Here is a 19,962-nt window from a genome sequence, read left to right as displayed (position 1 = left end):
AAATTGGAAATACTGATACAATTTCAGGTGGGGAATATACTATTTGTGGCTGGGGGAGTTTAGTGTGAAAAAAATCATCGGGTCACTTTTATTGCTGATACTGATTGGAGTAGCATTTTATCAAGTGTTGAATCAGCCTGATACACCTGTCAAGGCTGATGAGGGCAAAGAAGCAGTCGACTTTACATTAAAAGATCCAGATGGAAAGGAAATTACACTATCTGATTATAAGGGGAAAAAGGTGTTGTTAAACTTTTGGGCAACCTGGTGCAATCCGTGTAAAAAAGAGATGCCTGATATGGAAAAAATTAAACAATCTCATCCTGATGTAGTTGTTTTAGCCGTAAATATAGATTCTGATCAGGATATAAAAGGATTTATGAGTGATTTAAAACTTACGTTTCGGACTGTATTGGATGTAGATGGTGAAGTGAACAAAAAATATAAGGTTGTGTCCATTCCAACTTCATTCTTCATTAATGAAGAGGGAGTTATTGATAAAAAGGTTGTAGGGTTAATGGAATATAAACAAATGGAAGAGCATATCGCAAACATGTAAGCAGCCTTGAAGGCTGTTTTTTCATATTTTAAAGACTAATTAGTTATCGTTATTTTCTAAAAATGTTATAAATACAGAAAAAGTAGGCAATGATATTATAAAATAAAGTATGGATGGTGGTTGACGATGAAAAAGCGTAAGCGGATGTCTTTAGCAGATTTAATACTGGAAAATAAAAAACAAATTATAATGGATAAACATGCAATGGAAGTTCTAGAAGATCGAATCGATAAAAGAATGATGGAACGAGCGGAGTAATATCCAATATCTACACCTTATAAGTCATGCGTAAGTAAGCATGATAAGAAAGAAGGGGTGAAGATAAAATGGGAAATCCGAAGAAAAATTCCAAGTCATTTGTACCAAATCACATTGGAACTCAACCTAGAGCTGCCGGTGGAAATAAAGGCAAACAGATGCAAGATACATCTGGAAAGCATCCAGACGTGATTCAAACAAAAGGTGAATAGCTGAATAATTTAATCTCAAATCTGCCTGAATCCTAATGGAGACAGGCAGATTTTTTAGTTGGTTTGCGTCCAGGATATTTCCTTCGCGTTCATTAATGAACTAAAAAAACCATGTTCCAAATCTTCATCGTGAATTTTAAAACCAAACCCAAGTAGTCAAGAAAAATAATCCGTAAAAAGAGGGACAAATGAAGCGGCCATTACGACTAAAAGACAGAACTTCTGAATAAGAGAATGTTTAATTTCAATAGTTGACTGGTAAATCATACATTAAGCTAAAATGATTAATCTGGAACGTGTTGTATGATAGGATGGAGACATCGACTGAAAAAAGGATGAAGCAGTAAATGGAATTATCAATAACCAATTATAAAAATATGATTGATGAGTGGGAGAGAACGTTGACTAAAGAAGGTTCACTCCCCATAAAAACAGAATTACTTGGTGTGCTTCAATTTATATGTAAAAACCAGGGTGAGTGGGGAATATCAGCAGATTTAGAAGGAAAGCTGTTATATTTATTAGCCCTGGAAAGAAGTAAGCAAGAGGAACAAGATGATTTATATTATCTATTATTAGATGAAGCAAACCGATTATTGAATAATCGCTCTGAAATACAACGATTGCTGGAAACTAAGCAGCTCAGTCGGTTTAATGACTTATATACCGGCTTTTCTACTCCTACTTTACGTGAAACGGATAATAGAACGGCAAAACGTAACACGGTAGGGCAGATTATGAATGAAACAAGCAATTACATAAACCGAACAACTGAAGCATTAAAGCAAATCAATCAACTGGCAGAAACCGACTTAATCTTTACTGCTAAAAAATACTTAAATGAAATATTTGACGGTATGCAAAAGGTACTCTCTACGGCAAAAGAGTATGAAGAAACATTAAGTGGGAATTTTCATACCGCAATTGTTTATCAGGAGTTAAAATCCTCGTTAAATCTGCTGAATAGCCATATTCATCAATTTAACGAGTTTATATCACAGCATGAAATTGTTGATGCAAAGGATCATGCCAGTGCCTTAGCAGAGTTGAACGAAATGGTTGGGCTGATTGAAATAAAAAAACGGGTTAACCAGCTTTATCAATTTTTAAAGTATCAAAAACACCGTGAATTAATGGGATTTAATAATACAGGTGATATTAGCCTAAACATGATTTTAACGGGTAATCCGGGAACTGGTAAGACTACCTTGGCCAGATTATTAGGGAAAATCTATTATGAATTAGGGATATTGCCAAAAGAAAAAATTGTAGAGGTTGATCGTTCTAAATTGGTTGGAGCTTATGTTGGACAAACAGAAGAAAACGTTCGTAAAGCTGTGGAAGAGGCAGTAGGAGGCGTCCTTTTTATTGACGAGGCATACAGCTTAAAAAGAGAGGGCCAACAAGGAACAGATTACGGGCAGACAGTGATAGATACGCTTATATCTCTTATGGATAGTGCAGAGTATTCTGGAAGGTTCGCTGTTATTTTAGCAGGATATCCTGAGGAAATGAGACAGTTTCTGGATAGCAATCCTGGTTTGCGCAGTCGTTTCCCGAATTTTAATTATATGGAGTTACCAGACTATTCATTGGATGAAATGATTGAAATTGCGATTCAAACGGCAGAAAAAAATCATTATTTTATCGCTCCTGATGCGATTCCTTCTTTAAAAAAACGAATTGAATATGAGATGGTTGATCAAACTTTCGGTAATGCCAGAACAGTTAAATCAATTGTTATGGATGCAATCTTCCATAAAGGTTCTACAGGTGAACAGCAAGCCAATGAAAGCTTTTTAAATTATCTTCTTCTGCAAGAAGAGGACTTTTCTTCTCAGTTTCCTGTATTCACTGGAAATCCCCAGGCAGAACTAAAGAATCTTGTTGGTTTGGATATGATTAAAGAGGAAATTCATAAACTTTCAGCATTTGTAAAGATACAGCAATCCAGGAGACAGGCTGGAGTAAAAACGGTACCTGTCCAGCTTCATGCGGTTTTTACCGGGAATCCTGGAACTGGTAAAACAACGGTTGCAAAGCTGTACTCGGAAATACTGCGAGATTGTGGACTGTTGAAGAGAGGTCATCTTGTTGTAGCTAGCCGTGCTGATTTTGTAGCTGGCTATGTCGGGCAGACAGCCATTAAAACGAAAAAGAAGGTTCAGGATGCATTGGGCGGTGTATTATTTATTGACGAGGCTTACTCCTTACTAAGCTCTTCCAATTCAGATTATGGAAAAGAAGTTGTGAATACTTTAGTGGATGAGATGACCAAACATAATGAAAACCTTGTCATCATCTTGGCAGGATATCCTGATGAGATGAAGGCGTTGCTGTCCAGTAATCCGGGATTTTCATCCAGGTTCAAAAAGTTCATGCATTTTCCGGATTATAGCACAGAGGAATTGATGCAAATTATTGAAAATTATGCTCGTAAATATCAGTATATACTGGACCAGGCGGCAAAAGATTACTTGGTTGAAAAGTTGAACCTAATTGAGATTGATGGGAACGGACGATTTGCTATTAATTTGGTTGACAATGCGATACAGGTACAGGCGGTTCGATTAATCGAGCAGACGGGAGAGGATCTGGCTGCGGTTGATTACTCTACTCTGACAAAGGCTGATTTTCAAGATGTGTTAGAATAGAAAAAGGACTATTGTAGAATAGGAGTGTAGAAGGAATGTTTGTTTCAAAAAAAGAAATCCAATTATTTTACGCAGATACTGATATGATGGGTGTTATGTATCATGCAAACTATCTTAAATGGTTTGAGCTGGGCAGAGCAGCCCTTATTGAGGAGTTGGGCTATAAATATACTGATATGGAGGAAGCAGGCTATTATGCACCTGTTTACGATATTCATGTAACCTATAAAACACCATTACGATATGGTGATCAGGCCTATGTACATACTTGGGTAGAAGAAAATAATGGAATAAAAACACTGTATGGATATGAAATCCGGAATCAGCATGATCAAATTTGCGCAACTGGAACAACTACGCATATTGTAGTAAAAAAAGATAATTTCAGACCGATTCAGTTTAAAAAAGCATTTCCGGAATGGAATGCAAAATACGAAGAAATCAAACGAAAATAGATAAAGAGAATCCCCTGTGTCAGTGGTACACAGGGGATTTCTGTTCTTATTTGCTATAGGAGAACGTGGGCTCAGCCTTCTGTTCGTCAAAGGTTATATTGAGGTTATTTCCGTCAAAATACCATATATCATCCTCATTAATAAAATAGGTGATTCCATTCTTTAATAAGGTAACAGTGGCTTGTTTTCCTTCCTCTTTGCTGATTCCCAAAGAAAAGCCTGATTGTATAGGGCTATAGCCTCCATAACGGGGAAAGAACCGAAGGCAGTCGCCTTTTTCAAGTTCCAATTCTGCTTTATACCATGCAGCTGATTGCTCATCGATTGTAATTTCCATGTTTGAATCCTCCTGATATGTTTATTGGCAGATAAAGGTGAGCTATCTAACTACTGAATACTACCATTATGACATAATTTTAATAAGATAACGATTGGTAACACTCAGTAAACAAAAGGATGTATCACTAGAGTGGTTTAAACTGTTTCAATTCCCACTTTTTATTCGGTGGAAAATTCATCTCTGATAAAGACTCAGTTGCTGTTAGATTATTATTATAATACTCTATAGCCCTTATCCATCTCTTTTAATCTTTTTCTCTCCTAAACTTGAAAAAGAAAAACTGTCCCAATGCAAATTAAGCAAATTTGGAACAGCTCGTTAGTTTAAATTCTTATTTTATGGATGGATGGCTAAGCATAAAATCAGTCAATTTTTCTTTATCGATCTTTTCCTGTCCAAATACATCTTCACTTCCAAACGTATTTATTCTGTAGTCACGGTCGTTTTGATTAGTTACATAGGTTGGAGAGAAGTTTACGTTAGTTACTTCGGTCTCAGTTCCCTTAGCTGACCATTCTTTACGAACGCTAATGGTAACCATACCGCCAATATCTTTATAGTTATTTTTTTGGGCGGAGATGAAGTTTCCTAATGAATAGACAACTAATGTTTTTTTCTGATTGGATTCTATCCATTCAATTGGTTGGAGGACATGCGGATGATGCCCAATAATAATATCTGCACCTGCATTAGACATTAATTTTGCCATTTTTCTTTGTTCATCAGATGGGTTTCTTTGATATTCCAGTCCCCAATGAGCATTAATGAGTATAAGATCCACTTTATCACGTAAATCCTTGATATCTTGTGAGACTTTTTTACCATCTAAGTAATTGACTAAATAATCTTTTCCATCCGGAATAGGAATCCCATTCGTTCCATATGTGTAAGAGAGAAAGCCGATGTTAATACCATTTACGTTCATGATGCGGTCTTGTTTGGCATCCTCTTCATTCTTATGAATTCCTACGTAAGGCATATCAATTTTATTGTAATACTCGATTGCACGCAGAATACCTTTTTCACCTTTATCGAGGGAATGGTTATTTGCTAAGGTTACGAGGTCTATTCCAACGTCTTTTAAGGTGTCCGATATTTCATAAGGTGAATTAAATGTCGGATACCCCGATAACCCCAAGTCACTTCCGGCTGCAATAGATTCCTGGTTGGCAATCGTAAAATCTGGGTTGCTTAGCATGTCTTTTACAGGTGCGAACATATCTGAGAAATCATAACCAGAACCAGTATCTGCATCTTCATATACCTTATCATGCAAAAGTATATCTCCGATGGCTCCAATTTCAGCAGTAGAATGGTAGTTACGTTCAGATAAGAAAACTTCCCTGTTATGGGTTAAAGCTACGTTTTTTTCTTCATAATTATTGAAAATCTCCTGAGTGTTTAGATATATAAGTATACCTATAGCTGCGGTAATGATTAAAAATGATAGGAGGGCTATTTTTTTCTTCATTCTTCACCTGCTTAGTAAATTTTTCTAAATATGAGTACATATTTTTAATATATTCCTACATGTATATTGACACTTTTTAGATTAAAATGCAAAATAAGGTATTTTTCTGGTTTCATATGACTGATAATTTTATACTAAATTATCCGATCGTTTAATCCTATTAGGTAATCAGTCGATAGAGGTCGAGCTTTGTTGTTTGAATATGAGATGAGGTTTTCGGAGGAGAATATTGCTTTTGTATTCTGTTTAGCAAAAATAAAAAAGACTGTTTTTGGACCACTAATCGTGATTCCAAAAACAGTCTTATATCATCGTTTAAACAAATTAACCTTAGGTTCTGTTTTATTAATAATACGTTTGATATTAGCGCGATGGCGATAGAAGATAAATCCTGCCAGGAAGATAATTAGGATTAACATGGAAGGATCTCCGCTAAACATGGCATAAATAAGTGCCACAACTGCAATCAACATAGAAGATAAGGACACGATTTTAGTTAGGTATAAGAATACAAAAAAGCATGCAACTAGAATCACAAATAAAAGTGGATCGTATCCGAGCAAAATACCTCCGGATGTAGCTACAGCTTTACCGCCTCTGAATCCGGCAAATATAGGGTACATATGGCCGATAACTGCCAATAAGCCGCATATCAACGGAATAGCAATCCAACTTGGCCATTGATCAGCTTGTATATTAAATATGTATGGCAATAAGGTGGCCAAAGTACCTTTTAAGATATCTATAGTTGTAACGATAATTCCGGCTTTTTTCCCAAGTGTCCGGAATGTATTGGTTCCTCCTAAGTTTCCACTGCCATGCTCACGTATATCAGTGTTATAAAAAACTTTTCCTATAATTAAGCCTGAAGGTATTGAACCTAGCAGATAGGCCAATATAAACAAAAAATATAACATATAAACAGTTCCTTTCTTACACTACTGGTTAATATATTTTAACATGTACCTGCAAAAAGAAAATAAAAAAATTATTTTTATTAACTTCCCTATTCTGCGCTGACCGTTTATTCTATAATAGCCTATGGGTATACATAAGGATAAATTTTATTATTGAAAGGGGCTATATTCATGATAGAAAATCCAAGCAGAGATGAAATTGGTCTCCTCTTAAAAAAAGCGAAACGAATAGCTGTCGTCGGTCTTTCTGATAATCCGGAACGGACATCTTACATGGTATCTAAGGCCATGCAGGATAATGGATATGAAATTATCCCGGTCAATCCTACAGTGGATAGTGTTTTGGGTGTAAAGGCGGTTGCGACATTGAAGGATATTGAGGGGCATGTGGATATTGTCAATGTTTTTCGCCGATCTGAATATGTGATGGATCTGGCTAAGGAATTTTTGGAAATCGACGCCGATATATTTTGGACACAGCTGGGAGTTATTGATGAAGAGGCCTTCCAAATACTAAAGGACAAGGATTACACCGTCATTATGGACCGTTGCATAAAAGTGGAGCATGCATTAACTAAATAATAAAAAATGGCCACCAATTGCTCGTAAATAGCTCATTGGTGGTTTTATAATGTTGTAGGTAATAAAAACTAATAGTTGTAAAAACACCGAAGATGATACCATAATTAAGATACAGGGACTTATTTTATTTGTTTTTTACAGGGACTGGAAGCTGGGATGTCTCGTATACATAACCTTTATCTAAACTTTATTTGCGAAACGAAAAATAATCTGTAAAAATAGAGCAATAGAGCTTTAGTGTGCTGTTTATACTATCAAGAACATTTGTTCTTGTTTAAGAATATGTATATAATAGAAGTTGTAACGTAAAGAGAGGGGTACATAAGTGGCAAAAAATATAAAACCTATTGACTATAACGAAGATGCCATCCAGGTACTTGAAGGATTAGAAGCTGTCCGAAAACGACCGGGAATGTATATCGGAAGCACAGACACACGAGGCCTGCATCATCTCGTTTATGAAATCGTTGATAACTCCGTGGACGAAGTATTGGCCGGACATGGGGACGAAATTATTGTAAAAATTCATAAAGATAATAGCATCAGTGTAATGGATAAAGGTAGAGGGATGCCTACTGGAATGCATAAAATGGGTAAACCGACTCCGGAGGTTATTCTAACCATCCTTCATGCAGGAGGAAAATTTGGTCAGGGTGGCTATAAGACGAGCGGTGGTTTACATGGGGTTGGTGCATCGGTCGTAAATGCTTTATCAGAATGGCTTGTTGTTACCATTAAGCGTGATGGTTTTATTTATGAACAGCGTTTTGAAAATGGCGGAAAACCTGTAACGACTTTAGAGAAAATTGGTAAAACCAACCAAACTGGAACAACCATTCATTTTAAACCGGATGAGAGTATTTTCTCTACCATTGTTTACAATCGTGAAACCTTAAGTGAACGCTTACGCGAATCTGCCTTTTTATTAAAAGGTTTAAAAATTGAATTACATGACTTACGTACGGATGAAAAAGATGTTTATTATTATGAGAATGGGATTGAGGCATTTGTTTCTTACCTAAATGAAGAAAAAGATACATTGCATCCTGTTGTAAGCTTTGAGGGGACTCATTCTGATATTGAGGTTGATTTTGCTTTTCAATTTAATGATGGATATTCGGAAAATATTTTATCATTCGTCAATAATGTCAGAACAAAAGATGGCGGAACTCATGAAGTAGGAATGAAAACTGCTGTTACACGTGCCTTTAATGAGTATGCACGTAAATCCGGTTTGCTGAAAGAAAAGGACAAAAACCTGGATGGTTCAGATATCCGCGAAGGATTGGCTGCTATCATTTCTGTAAGAATTCCAGAAGAATTATTACAATTTGAAGGACAGACAAAAAGTAAACTTGGTACCAGTGATGCCCGTTCTGCGGTAGATTCTGTTATATCTGAAAAATTATCTTATTATTTAATGGAAAATGCCGATATTGCGACATCCTTGGTCCGTAAGTCGATTAAAGCGGCTCAGGCCAGAGAAGCAGCCCGAAAAGCAAGAGAAGATGCACGCAGCGGTAAAAAACGCAAGAAATCGGAAGCGTTGCTTTCAGGAAAACTTACACCGGCGCAGTCCCGCAATCCATTGAAGAATGAACTATACCTCGTCGAAGGAGATTCTGCCGGAGGGTCTGCCAAACAAGGGCGTGATCGAAGGTTCCAGGCTGTTTTGCCTTTACGCGGTAAAGTTATTAATACAGAAAAAGCTAAGCTTGAAGATATTTTTAAAAATGAAGAAATAAACACAATTATTCATGCTGTCGGTGGTGGAGTAGGATCCGATTTCTCCATCGAGGATATCAATTATGATAAAGTCGTCATTATGACCGATGCTGATACGGATGGCGCCCATATCCAAGTATTATTGCTTACCTTCTTTTATCGTTATATGAAACCATTAATTGAACATGGTAAAGTATTCATCGCCTTACCTCCTTTATATAAAGTTAGTAAAGGAAGCGGTAAAAGAGAAGTTATAGAATATGCTTGGGATGATGATGAATTAGAAGGTACCATTAAAAAGGTTGGAAAAGGATACATGCTTCAGCGATACAAAGGTCTTGGAGAGATGAACGCAGACCAGCTATGGGAGACGACTATGGATCCAGAACAACGTACCTTGATCCGTGTATGCATTGATGATGCGGCACGGGCAGAGAGACGGATTACCACATTAATGGGTGATAAAGTAGAACCAAGGCGTAAGTGGATTGAAGCCAATGTTGCTTTTGGTTTAGAAGAAGATGGAAATATTTTAGAAAATGAGAACTTAACGGTTGCTGGTGAGGAGGAAGTATTATGACAGCAGAGAAATACCGCGATCTCCCTCTTGAGGATGTGATTGGCGACCGCTTCGGCCGATACAGTAAATATATTATTCAAGACAGGGCATTACCGGACGCACGAGATGGATTAAAGCCGGTTCAACGAAGAATCCTTTATGCCATGCATTCGGATGGTAATACCAATGACAAACCGTATAGAAAGTCAGCCAAGACAGTCGGTCTGGTCATCGGTAACTTCCATCCTCACGGTGACTCATCTGTTTATGAAGCCATGGTCAGAATGAGCCAGGACTGGAAGCTTCGCCGTGAATTAATTCAGATGCATGGGAATAACGGAAGTATTGATGGGGATCCTCCGGCAGCCATGCGTTATACGGAGGCACGTTTATCCTCTATTGCAGGCCAGCTTTTACGAGATATCGAGAAGAAAACAGTCGATTTTGTACCAAACTTTGATGATACAGCTGAAGAGCCGATTGTGCTGCCGGCTAAATTTCCAAATTTGCTTGTAAATGGTTCAACTGGAATCTCAGCTGGTTACGCCACTGAGATTCCGCCACATAATCTTGGAGAGATTGTTGATGCTACCATCATGAGAATCGATAATCCGGATTGTACAGTTGATGAGCTAATGACTGCTGTAAAAGGACCTGATTTCCCTACAGGTGGAATCATTCAAGGGGCAGATGGAATTAAAAAGGCGTACGAAACAGGTAAAGGCAAAATTGTCATTCGAAGTAAAACGGCGATTGAAACTTTACGCGGTGGCAGACAGCAAATTACGATAACTGAGCTTCCCTTTGATGTAAACAAAGCTAATCTTGTTAAAAAAATTGATGAATTGCGCCTTGATCGTAAACTTGAGGGTATCTCTGAAGTAAGAGATGAGACCGACCGTACAGGTTTACGGATTGTCATTGAGTTAAAAAAAGAAGTAGACTCTAATGTTATTCTTCAATATTTATTTAAAAATACAGATTTGCAAATTACATATAATTTCAATATGGTTGCCATTCATAAGAAACGTCCGCAGCTTATGGGCATAAAAGCAATGCTGGATGCCTATATTGATCATCGCCGTGAAGTGATAACAAGGCGCTCTGAATTTGATTTGGCAAAAGCTCGTGATCGTCAGCATATTGTTGAGGGACTTATCAAAATGATTTCCATTCTTGATAAAGTAATCGCAACAATCCGTGCGTCTCTCGATAAAAAAGATGCAAAAGAAAACCTAATAAAGGAATATACATTTACAGAGGCACAAGCAGAAGCGATTGTTTCCCTTCAGCTCTACCGATTAACGAATACGGATATTACGGCATTGGAAAACGAAGCTGAAGAACTACGTAAAAAAATTGAAGAGCTGACAACTATCCTTGGCAGTGACAAGAAGTTAATGTCAGTTATTAAAAAAGAACTAAAAGAAGTTAAAAAGGATTTTTCAGATTCACGTAGATCTCTAATAGAAGCTGAAATTCAAGACATTAAGATTAATCTTGAAGTTCTGATTCCAAGCGAAGATGTTATTGTTACGGTCACAAAAGAAGGGTATATAAAACGGACAAGCTTACGATCTTATACTGCTTCAGGCGGCCAGGATTATGGAATGAAGGAAGGAGATAGGCTCCTTCATAAGCTGGATATGAATACAACCGATACCTTGTTGTTATTTACAGATAAAGGTAGTTATATTTACTGTCCGGTTCACTTACTTCCTGATATCAGATGGAAGGATACTGGTCAGCATATCAGTAATATCGTACCGCTTGATAAGAATCAGAATCTATTAAAGGCTATTCCAGTTTCTGATTTTGAAAAAGGATCGTTTTTATTATTTGTTACGAAAAATGGATTAGTTAAGAAGTCTGAACTTGCACTATATAAGGCAACGAGATACTCAAAACCATTAACAGCTATTAATCTTAAAGGAGATGATCAGGTTGTGGATATCCATCAAACAGATGGAAATCAAAACATCTTCCTGGCTACTTCTATTGGGTATGGATTGATGTTCCCTGAAAGTGAAATTCCAACTGTGGGAGCACGTGCTGCCGGTGTTAAAGGCATAAATCTCAAGGACGATGATTATATAGTTGCAGGTAAAGTTTTTGCTGAAACTGATTCATCTATGATAGCGTTGATCACACAGAGGGGCGCTATTAAGAAAATGAAACGAAGCGAGTTTGAAATGACTTCCCGTGCAAAACGAGGAGTTGTTATGTTGAGAGAGTTGAAGAAAAACCCACATCGAGTAGCAGGAATAGAATTTGTAAACGATGTTGATACTATTGTGATTTTGTCGGAAAAAGGCATGATAGAAGAAGTTGCATCCTTCCAATTACGACCTAGTGATCGCTATTCAAATGGTTCGTTCTTTATGGATGAAGGAGAAAATGGACCAATCGTTGAAACATGGGTTAAGACTCCCGAAATTTCAAATTCATAGCTATAATGAATTTCTATCCAAAAAGCTGTAAACAGGATCATCTGTTTACGGCTTTTTTCTTTGATTTTCATCAGTTATATGCATAATTAAGTTAAATTCCAGGCAATCTATAATGAATAATCCTATACCTGGGAGTTGATGAGTATATGATGAAATGGATTAATCATTTTATAATTTTTTCGATAGTTGGGTGTTTGCTTCTGCCAGTATCCATAGATGCTGCAAAAAAAGATGCAAAGAGCCAGGAAGTTGAACTTGGATCTTATAAAGTGGATGTGACAGGAGACGGGAAGAAGGATCAAGTATATTTATATGGTAATCCTTTTGATCAGGAGACAAAGTATTACAAGGAATTCAAGTTGGTAGTAAAAACAAAAAAGGAAACAAAAAAGGAAACGATTCAAGGAGGGTTTAAGCCTGCCGTTAAGTTTCTCGATCTTAATGACGACAGTACATTGGAAGTTCTGATGGAGATTCCAACAGGGGGTAGCGGAGGAGTTAATGATTATTATGCCTTTTGCATCTATAATAATAAAATTGAACTGATTGAGCTCCCCGAAACATTAAATATCAACGGAGCATTCAAAAATAATTATCAAGCCACTGTAATGGTACCAGAAATGAATAAATCCTACTTAATTGATTTAAAAGATCATAAAAAGAAGTATGATAAACTCGGGGTTTATCGAAAAGGGAAATTAAGTGAACCATCTGAAACATTAGTAAGTGAATACAAATCCTTAAAGGTAAAAGACATTGATAAAGATGGTCATAAGGAATTGATAGGCATTCAGCAAATTTCCGGCGCATCCGTGGTTGATCGAATCGCTGAGGTTCGATCAAGCTGGGTATATAAAGAAGAACAATGGGTGCTAAAGGATGTTCAAGTGGTGCCAAATTAAAACCTTATCCCACGATCTACGATTTCCTTTTGAATTTAATGAGTGAGCGTGTTTAACAGGATTTATGTTTAAATGAAAAAAGTCTCCTAGTCGGTAGGATTACGTATCCTTTTCGACTAAGGAGGCTCTTTTTATTGCGGAAATTGCTGATATACATTAAATTGCCTTTTTATACCGCTGACAACCAGTTTTAGGATATCTTCTGAGAACATCTCCAGCTTGCATATTTATGAATTCATGACAGTAAAACAAGCTACAACAGCTATGGTAGGTATGGCTAATACTAAAGTGACACCCATCATGGTGAGAGTCTTTATTGCTAATTTCAAGTCCCCTGGGGTATTCAAATCATTCGTTATTTCAGAGGATGTACCATAGATGAAGATAATATTAAGAATTGTAACTGCACCTACTATGATAAGGGGTAAAATAACATCAGAAGTTGAAGAGGATAGGTTAATAAAGCCAAAAATGATTAAAATAATGGGAATTGCCTCTACAACAGCTACTTTGATGAACATCTTAGTTTGAATGTTTTCTTTTCTTTCTGGCTCATTGACCAATTCCTTGATTGCTGTTCGAACAGCCCAGCTAATGCCAAATGTTGCGATAACAGCAGCTAAAACAAAATAATAAAGAGCTTCCATCAGTAGTACCACCTCAATCAATTATTTTTAAAATAGTCCTATATTAAAAAATCATTCTATTAATAGAATATCACTATTGGATATATTTGTAATGCGATAATCGTTATAGCGAAACAAAATTATTACCTAGCTATTATTTTATATAATGTATTACAATCTAGATCAAAAGTAATTAAAATAGTATATAGATGTAAATCTAAGTAAAAATAGTCAATGATATCACAGTATATGATTAGAATGAGGGGATTTATTAACTGGAAGATTAACTATTTATTAATGATACATATTCAACTCTACGATAAAAATAGTATGATAAACCACTTTCTCGTTTAATTTCGTGTGATATTTTGAAAAAGAGATTTTTTCGTTTAATAAATATCAGATGGTCAACTCATGGCATTACATGCAGCTATCATCATATTGGGAAAAAGTATACTTCAGGAGCAGAGGAGAGAACATAATGAAATCGGTTATCTTAGACGTAGATACAGGAATAGATGACGCATTGGCTATAGCTTATGCCGTTCATTCACCGGAATTAGATATAATAGGTATCACTGCGTGTTTCGGCAATATTCCTGTTGAAGAAGCAGTAAGAAACTCGCAAATCGTTCTAGAAAAATTGGGTCGTTTTGATATCCCGGTGTATGCCGGTGCGTATGAATCTCTTAGGCGTGGACCGCGAAAAGTATATGCTCGTCATGTACATGGTGAGGATGGTCTTGGAAATGTACTTAATGGAGAGAAGCCCAGTGAAATACCAGAGGTCCATGCAGTTGATTATCTGATTGAGCAGGTGAAAAACAACCCTGGTAAAATTACTTATATCTGTGTAGGACCGCTGACAAATCTTGCGCTTGCCCTCCAAAAAGCGCCTGAGATAACTGCTATGTTTGATGAAATCATCATCATGGGAGGAGCGGTTTTCTGTAAAGGAAATGTAACGCCGCATGCAGAAGCAAATATTCATTGTGATCCTGAAGCAGCTGACCTTGTTTTCCGCTCTAATCTACCGCTTTTCCTTGTAGGACTTGATGTAACCATGCAAACCCTGCTTAAGAAGGAGGAACTAGCAAACTGGCGGAAGAAGGAAGATGAACTCGGTTCCTTTTTGGCAGACATGACAGAGTTTTATATGGACTTTTATAAGAAGGCCACTCCTGGCATCAAAGGTTGTGCCCTGCACGATCCACTGGCTGTTGGAGTAGCAATTGACAAGAGCTTCGTCACACTGAAGACAGAACCCATCTCGGTGGAGCTCGAAGGAGAAAGGGTAGGGGAAACCTGTCCCAGTGGAAACGAAAGGCCGCTTGTTCATGTATGTGTAGAAGTGGACGAAAAACGTTTTGTAGAACATTTTTTAAATAGAATTATTTGATGTTATATAAGTGGGTAAAGAGCTATATGACTGTGAAGGTAAACATCTGGTTTTAACATACCAGTTTACGAGTAAGGAGAAAAATAGCGATCTATTTCATTTGCACCATTTTTAGGCTGATGTCATAGAATAGTAAAAAAAATCTTCTTATTTAAAGGAGTGTTTCAGATATGTCCTTCCAGACAGAACAATTGAGTGTGACCTATATTCCGCCGATAACCCCTTCAGGACCTTTAGAGGGTAGAAAATATACATTGACACATTCTGACTTAACCGGACAGTTGTTTTTAAGCATTGGCTGTGAGATTGATGCACTGAACATCAACTGGGAGATGCGGGATGAAGTTGTAGCTGATTGGCGTATGTTAAACGGACAATTTGTCCTAACAGTTTACATTCATATTAGTAAAGGTGAATTTGATGAACAAAAGGCCCAATCACGTTATGATCATTTTGTAAAGATGATGCCTGTAGCCTTACATGCAATTGTACATGGTGATCAAACGTTATTTGCTTACTATCCATGGTTGCTCGATAGCCCCATTTATGTTCAGTTTTCTTCTATTTATCCGGAATACAATAAGATTGAGTATTATGGGACGGTCCGACATTATCAATGATAATGTCGGCTGTCCTTTTTGTTTGCTGTAATTACCTGTTACAATAAAGTTGAAATGAAATAGAAAATGTGAGGAAGTACAATGCAACTAACATATGATCTTAAACTGACTGATGTAACCAATTTTTATCTCCACATGAACAAACAATCTGAAATAAGCAATCGGAGAATGAGAAATAGACAACTAAGATTATTTTTGATTACTTTATGTATTTCACTAATCCTGCAATGGCTATATTTTCGACCTACTACACCTATTTACTATTTGATCAGCTTATTCATTGCACTCTTACCGGTACTTTTTTATTCATTCTATTTAGAGAGAATAATCAGAAGGAAGTTTAGAAAATTTCATAAAAATAGCAGGGAGCCTAATCTATTTGGTACATACCGCTTATCCATCGGAAAAGGCGGATTAACAGAGATGATTGATGGTGGGTATGAGGTACTCTATGAATGGAAAGATATTAAACAAATTGAAATGCTGAAAAATTATATTTATATTTATACGAATGCCATTCATGCTGTTATTATTCCGGTAAGGGTGTTCGGTACATTAGACGACTGTACCTTTTTTCTGAATGAATTGAAGAGATATATAAAGGAATCAACAAAGCAAAATATCGAGGTGAATCATCGATGAAAATCATTGTGATATCAGATACCCATATGCCCAGAATGGCAAAAGGACTTCCACCGCGTTTAAAGGAAGAATTGAAAACAGCTGATCTTATTTTACATGCTGGTGATTGGCAAACGAAGGATGTATACGATGAACTGCTATCCTATGCACCCGTTGATGGTGTTTGTGGCAATGTCGATGGAAAGGATCTGATTGACCAACTTGGATATCAAAAAATTCTCACATTAGATGGATATCGAATTGGTTTGGTACATGGGCACGGTAAGAAAGGAACTACAGAGGGAAGAGCAATTGAAGCATTTAGCGGAGAGGAACTGGATCTAATTATTTTTGGACATTCTCATATCCCTGTTAATAAAGACATAAATGGGACAATTCTATTTAACCCGGGTTCTCCGACAGATAAAAGACGCCAAACTGAATACTCATTTGGGATTATTCGGATTGAAAAGAGTTTATCGGTTGAGCATGTGTTTTATAAAAATAAGAGATAAGTGTAAAACAAGAAGGATACAGCTTTATCAAGCCTGCATCCCTCTTGTTTACTTTTTCTTTTTTTGCTGATTTTTAGTAGTCTTATAGGCTTTATAAAATGCAAAGCTGCAATCATACACAGATATTAAAATAACAACTGCTAATGTGATGGCTATAATACCTGATGGTAATGTTCCATTTGTAGATTTTTCAAATAATAAATTGAAGCGTTCGATAAAATCGCTATTGTATAAAGTAGTGTCATACAGCATTTTATAAAGGATTGCTATAACAAATGCGCTTTGGACTGTATAAAATATAGCGATATGGTAGGTCCATTTACCCATCATGTATTTCAATCCCGCTAAACTTATTTCTAACACTGCCAAGGCAATTAAAAGGGGGATATACGTTTTCAGAACTTCTTGGTTAAACAAGGAGGCTTGCAAAACAAGCTCGCCATTAACGGTCTCATACCAGCCTAATAGATATTCAGAAAATAATAGAATTAGGATCCATATAATTGTCCAAATGAGTCCAAAGATTGCTTCCCCTTTGGATATTTGATACTTATGCTTTTGAACAGTCCGCCTCTGCAATTGGTCAGTGTTCCATTTTGGCTTTACAAGGGGGATGCTATTTGTTTTATTTGCAATTTTATCTATAAATATAAATGTAATGGTGACCCAGGTAAATACCTGAAATGCTGCCTGGAGGATTCCTATGATAGAATCTGTAAACATGTCAATTAGAAATGATACAACGGAGGAATAACTGGTATAATCCGTAATCCCGCTGACTATATGACCCAATAAAACCAAGCCCGCCATCAAACCAAAAGCTATTAGTAAGACCCGAATATAACTATCATAAAAAATCGGCCCTATAATATATCGGTTATTTCCGCTATAATCGGCAGCAAGAATTCTGGGGTCACCCAAGCTATTCAAAACGTTCTTTACATCATTTTCAGTATAGTTATGTGGCAGCATATCCTCAATATTCCCTTTGAGTTCCAGCGCAATCTCCTCTTTTGACTCTTCTGGTAGCCACTTTGTAACTTCATAAATATATATATCAATTAAACTCATCACATTCATCCTCTCTTAACAATTGTACCATCTGATTAGACGTTTCAGACCATGCTTCCTTTAATTTTTCATAAATCTGTTTGCCATTGTGGCTCAATTGGTAGTATTTTCTCTGTCGATTTCCATTTAACTTCCAATCGCTAACCAGTAAACCTTGCTTTTCTAATCTTCTCAATAAAGGATAAAGTGTGCTGGGATCAATAGTAACATTTTTTTCTTCAAGGGATTGAACGAGTGAGTATCCATATTCGGGTTTTTGTAATTGACTTAAAACTGCCAGAGTAAGTGTACCTCTTCGCAATTCGATAATGAGAGATTGTATGAGTTCATCCAAAACACCTTCACCTCCTAATTCTATAATAGTGTATGGCATACAGTATTGTTAAGCAAATAATATCCAAAAATTGTTACAAGAAGAGTCAAAAAACGACCTTCATAATTGGGTTTTAAGGTCCTCTTTTTTAATTCCTAAGGTGTTTGTATTCTAAACGTTTTTTGTCGAATGTAGGCGATTTATAGCCTTTTTGGGAAATGTGTAGAATTATGATGGATTTTACCATTAATAATTAAAAAATTCCGAATGTAACAAAGGACTTGAATTGATACATTCGAAAACTGATTAAATCAAGGTTTACAGAAGGTGTGGAATTGAAAAAATCTTGTGTTTGAATGGCCTCTTCACGTACAATAAGAGATGGGAAGAAGGGGGACTGGCAAAAGTGGTTACAGCAACAAAACGAATTAAAAATGTACAGCCTATTCGCCGGCTTGATCAAATAGAGGCCATGAAAAAAGCATTATTACGCTATTGCAGTTATCGGGATTATATAATGTTTACAATTGGGATCAATATTGGGCTGAGGATAGGGGACTTATTGCAGCTACGGGTAAAGGATGTATTGGATGGAACGCATATTGTCATTATTGAACAGAAGACGGAAAAAACGAAAAGGTTTCTGATTAATCCGCACTTGCGAAAAGAAATTAAAAAATACGTCAAGAAAGAAAAACTTTCAAAGGACGATTATTTATTTCCAAGCCGTAAAGGAAATGGACCGATTACAAGGGTTCAGGCTTACCGTGTGTTAAATAAAGCAGCCGAAATGGCAGATATTCAGGATGTAGGGACACATACTTTACGTAAGACATTTGGTTATTTACACTACCAAAAATTCAAAGACATTGCATTGCTGCAGCAAATTTTAAACCATTCCAACCAAAAAGATACGATGATTTACATAGGATTGACACAGGATTTAATGGATGAAACTTTAATGGATTTCTACTTTTAACCAATTATTTACGAACCAACCACCTCTAGAATGGTTGGTTTATTTGTACAGTTAAGCCAAACCTGTCATAATTAAAAGGCATAAAATCCCAATAATAGGATGACAAATACTTTTGATAGGCGGGAGAACGAATGACTAAAAAACAAGATAAGAAAAAATCAAAGTGGCTATCTCTTTTAATATTAATAGTAGGTATATTAGCAGCTGGAGTGATTGGTCTTACTGTCTATTATCATTTGAATGATCCATCTAAAGAAGCAATGGATCAATTAAAGAAAAACCCTCCGAAAAATATATCGAATCAAGAAAGTGTGTTAATTGCTGAATATCACGCTAAATACAATGATTTAACAGGCTATGGTAGTATTGAAGAATTAGATATGTCAGAGGCCAAGAGTTTATCAGCCATACTTGAAAAAGATACGAATGAGATCATTAGCCAGGGAATAGAAAATAAAAAGGTATCGGAAGATTTTAAACAAATCCACGCAATTGCCAAGGCGACCAAAAATAAAGCAGACAAAGAACAGATTCGATTAATACATCGTTATTTTCATGATCTAGATATTGCGATTAATCAGTATAATGATACGAAGGATGTATTTGGGGTGACTAAGACTCTCGGTAAGTAAGTCTCGTGATTTAATGTAGATATTGTAATAGACAGAGAAGAAAAGTTTTAATTAAACGCTTAACTTATACAGTAGACATATTAAAGATAATAAGGATAGACA

Annotated in this window: 21 protein-coding genes; 15 read left to right on the top strand and 6 right to left on the bottom strand. The window is 36.4% G+C overall.

Annotated features, from left to right (window positions below; all coding sequences use genetic code 11):
* Nucleotides 1-64: 64 nt before the first annotated feature.
* The 5 genes from FHY45_RS11975 (at nucleotide 65) to FHY45_RS11955 (ending at nucleotide 4,138) form a co-directional block, all read left to right on the top strand.
* Entirely contained in the window at nucleotides 65-559 is a 495-nt protein-coding gene (locus tag FHY45_RS11975) for a TlpA family protein disulfide reductase (RefSeq protein ID WP_066103947.1), read from the top strand.
* 126 nt (nucleotides 560-685) lie between these two features.
* Nucleotides 686-817 (top strand): FbpB family small basic protein, encoded by a 132-nt coding sequence (locus tag FHY45_RS11970; protein WP_077248025.1) that lies wholly within the window; start codon nucleotides 686-688, stop codon nucleotides 815-817.
* A gap of 68 nt (nucleotides 818-885) precedes the next feature.
* Nucleotides 886-1,029 carry an acid-soluble spore protein N gene (locus FHY45_RS11965; RefSeq protein ID WP_066103946.1) on the top strand — a complete coding sequence of 48 codons (144 nt, stop codon included), beginning with the start codon at nucleotides 886-888 and terminating at the stop codon, nucleotides 1,027-1,029.
* Nucleotides 1,030-1,376: 347 nt separating this feature from the next.
* Complete coding sequence (locus tag FHY45_RS11960; protein WP_139891981.1) at nucleotides 1,377-3,683, top strand: AAA family ATPase; 2,307 nt, start codon at nucleotides 1,377-1,379, stop codon at nucleotides 3,681-3,683.
* A 35-nt stretch (nucleotides 3,684-3,718) separates the two neighbouring features.
* On the top strand, nucleotides 3,719-4,138 hold the full coding sequence (locus FHY45_RS11955; RefSeq protein ID WP_139891980.1) for an acyl-CoA thioesterase: 420 nt from the start codon (nucleotides 3,719-3,721) through the stop codon (nucleotides 4,136-4,138).
* 46 nt (nucleotides 4,139-4,184) lie between these two features.
* On the opposite strand, the gene FHY45_RS11950 is transcribed toward FHY45_RS11955, so the two are convergent.
* From FHY45_RS11950 to plsY, 3 genes are all read right to left on the bottom strand, one after another.
* Nucleotides 4,185-4,475, bottom strand: a complete 291-nt coding sequence (locus tag FHY45_RS11950; RefSeq protein ID WP_139891979.1) for a HesB/YadR/YfhF family protein — start codon at nucleotides 4,473-4,475, stop codon at nucleotides 4,185-4,187.
* A gap of 334 nt (nucleotides 4,476-4,809) precedes the next feature.
* On the bottom strand, nucleotides 4,810-5,949 hold the full coding sequence (locus FHY45_RS11945) for a CapA family protein (protein WP_066103938.1): 1,140 nt from the start codon (nucleotides 5,947-5,949) through the stop codon (nucleotides 4,810-4,812).
* A 308-nt stretch (nucleotides 5,950-6,257) separates the two neighbouring features.
* On the bottom strand, nucleotides 6,258-6,866 hold the full coding sequence (gene plsY, locus FHY45_RS11940; RefSeq protein WP_066103936.1) for a glycerol-3-phosphate 1-O-acyltransferase PlsY: 609 nt from the start codon (nucleotides 6,864-6,866) through the stop codon (nucleotides 6,258-6,260).
* Between the two features lie 171 nt (nucleotides 6,867-7,037).
* Between plsY and FHY45_RS11935 the strand changes: the two genes are divergently transcribed.
* The 4 genes from FHY45_RS11935 (at nucleotide 7,038) to FHY45_RS11920 (ending at nucleotide 13,084) form a co-directional block, all read left to right on the top strand.
* Nucleotides 7,038-7,448 (top strand): CoA-binding protein, encoded by a 411-nt coding sequence (locus FHY45_RS11935; protein WP_139891978.1) that lies wholly within the window; start codon nucleotides 7,038-7,040, stop codon nucleotides 7,446-7,448.
* 337 nt (nucleotides 7,449-7,785) lie between these two features.
* Nucleotides 7,786-9,753, top strand: a complete 1,968-nt coding sequence (parE, locus tag FHY45_RS11930; RefSeq protein WP_373925479.1) for a DNA topoisomerase IV subunit B — start codon at nucleotides 7,786-7,788, stop codon at nucleotides 9,751-9,753.
* A complete protein-coding gene (gene parC, locus FHY45_RS11925; RefSeq protein ID WP_139891977.1) occupies nucleotides 9,747-12,182 on the top strand; it encodes a DNA topoisomerase IV subunit A in 2,436 nt (811 codons plus the stop codon). Before parE ends, parC begins: the two co-directional genes overlap by 7 nt.
* A 146-nt stretch (nucleotides 12,183-12,328) precedes the next feature.
* Nucleotides 12,329-13,084 (top strand): hypothetical protein, encoded by a 756-nt coding sequence (locus tag FHY45_RS11920; RefSeq protein WP_139891976.1) that lies wholly within the window; start codon nucleotides 12,329-12,331, stop codon nucleotides 13,082-13,084.
* Nucleotides 13,085-13,311: 227 nt separating this feature from the next.
* Here FHY45_RS11920 and FHY45_RS11915 read toward each other — a convergent pair whose 3' ends face one another.
* Nucleotides 13,312-13,731 (bottom strand): F0F1 ATP synthase subunit C, encoded by a 420-nt coding sequence (locus FHY45_RS11915; RefSeq protein ID WP_139891975.1) that lies wholly within the window; start codon nucleotides 13,729-13,731, stop codon nucleotides 13,312-13,314.
* 460 nt (nucleotides 13,732-14,191) lie between these two features.
* On the opposite strand from FHY45_RS11915, the gene FHY45_RS11910 reads away from it, so the two are divergent.
* From FHY45_RS11910 to FHY45_RS11895, 4 genes are all read left to right on the top strand, one after another.
* On the top strand, nucleotides 14,192-15,109 hold the full coding sequence (locus FHY45_RS11910; protein WP_139891974.1) for a nucleoside hydrolase: 918 nt from the start codon (nucleotides 14,192-14,194) through the stop codon (nucleotides 15,107-15,109).
* 170 nt (nucleotides 15,110-15,279) lie between these two features.
* Nucleotides 15,280-15,729 (top strand): staygreen family protein, encoded by a 450-nt coding sequence (locus FHY45_RS11905; protein ID WP_139891973.1) that lies wholly within the window; start codon nucleotides 15,280-15,282, stop codon nucleotides 15,727-15,729.
* Between the two features lie 81 nt (nucleotides 15,730-15,810).
* Nucleotides 15,811-16,371 (top strand): YcxB family protein, encoded by a 561-nt coding sequence (locus FHY45_RS11900; RefSeq protein WP_139891972.1) that lies wholly within the window; start codon nucleotides 15,811-15,813, stop codon nucleotides 16,369-16,371.
* On the top strand, nucleotides 16,368-16,865 hold the full coding sequence (locus tag FHY45_RS11895; protein ID WP_139891971.1) for a metallophosphoesterase family protein: 498 nt from the start codon (nucleotides 16,368-16,370) through the stop codon (nucleotides 16,863-16,865). Before FHY45_RS11900 ends, FHY45_RS11895 begins: the two co-directional genes overlap by 4 nt.
* Nucleotides 16,866-16,913: 48 nt before the next feature.
* Here FHY45_RS11895 and FHY45_RS11890 read toward each other — a convergent pair whose 3' ends face one another.
* Together FHY45_RS11890 and FHY45_RS11885 are read right to left on the bottom strand one after the other, a co-directional pair.
* Nucleotides 16,914-17,936 (bottom strand): HAAS signaling domain-containing protein, encoded by a 1,023-nt coding sequence (locus FHY45_RS11890; protein ID WP_066103916.1) that lies wholly within the window; start codon nucleotides 17,934-17,936, stop codon nucleotides 16,914-16,916.
* Nucleotides 17,923-18,270 carry a PadR family transcriptional regulator gene (locus FHY45_RS11885; protein ID WP_139891970.1) on the bottom strand — a complete coding sequence of 116 codons (348 nt, stop codon included), beginning with the start codon at nucleotides 18,268-18,270 and terminating at the stop codon, nucleotides 17,923-17,925. Before FHY45_RS11885 ends, FHY45_RS11890 begins: the two co-directional genes overlap by 14 nt.
* Before the next feature lie 406 nt (nucleotides 18,271-18,676).
* Here FHY45_RS11885 and FHY45_RS11880 point away from each other — a divergent pair, with 406 nt between their 5' ends.
* Both FHY45_RS11880 and FHY45_RS11875 read left to right on the top strand, forming a co-directional pair.
* On the top strand, nucleotides 18,677-19,228 hold the full coding sequence (locus tag FHY45_RS11880) for a site-specific integrase (protein WP_066104338.1): 552 nt from the start codon (nucleotides 18,677-18,679) through the stop codon (nucleotides 19,226-19,228).
* 131 nt (nucleotides 19,229-19,359) lie between these two features.
* The gene (locus tag FHY45_RS11875; protein WP_066103913.1) at nucleotides 19,360-19,860 is read left to right on the top strand and encodes a hypothetical protein; all 501 of its coding nucleotides are present in this window, start codon (nucleotides 19,360-19,362) and stop codon (nucleotides 19,858-19,860) included.
* Nucleotides 19,861-19,962 lie beyond the last annotated feature (102 nt).

This window comes from Bacillus sp. D386 (assembly GCF_006346415.1).
The sequence above is the reverse complement of the archived record's forward strand: the minus strand, read 5'-3'. Positions and strand labels throughout refer to the sequence as shown.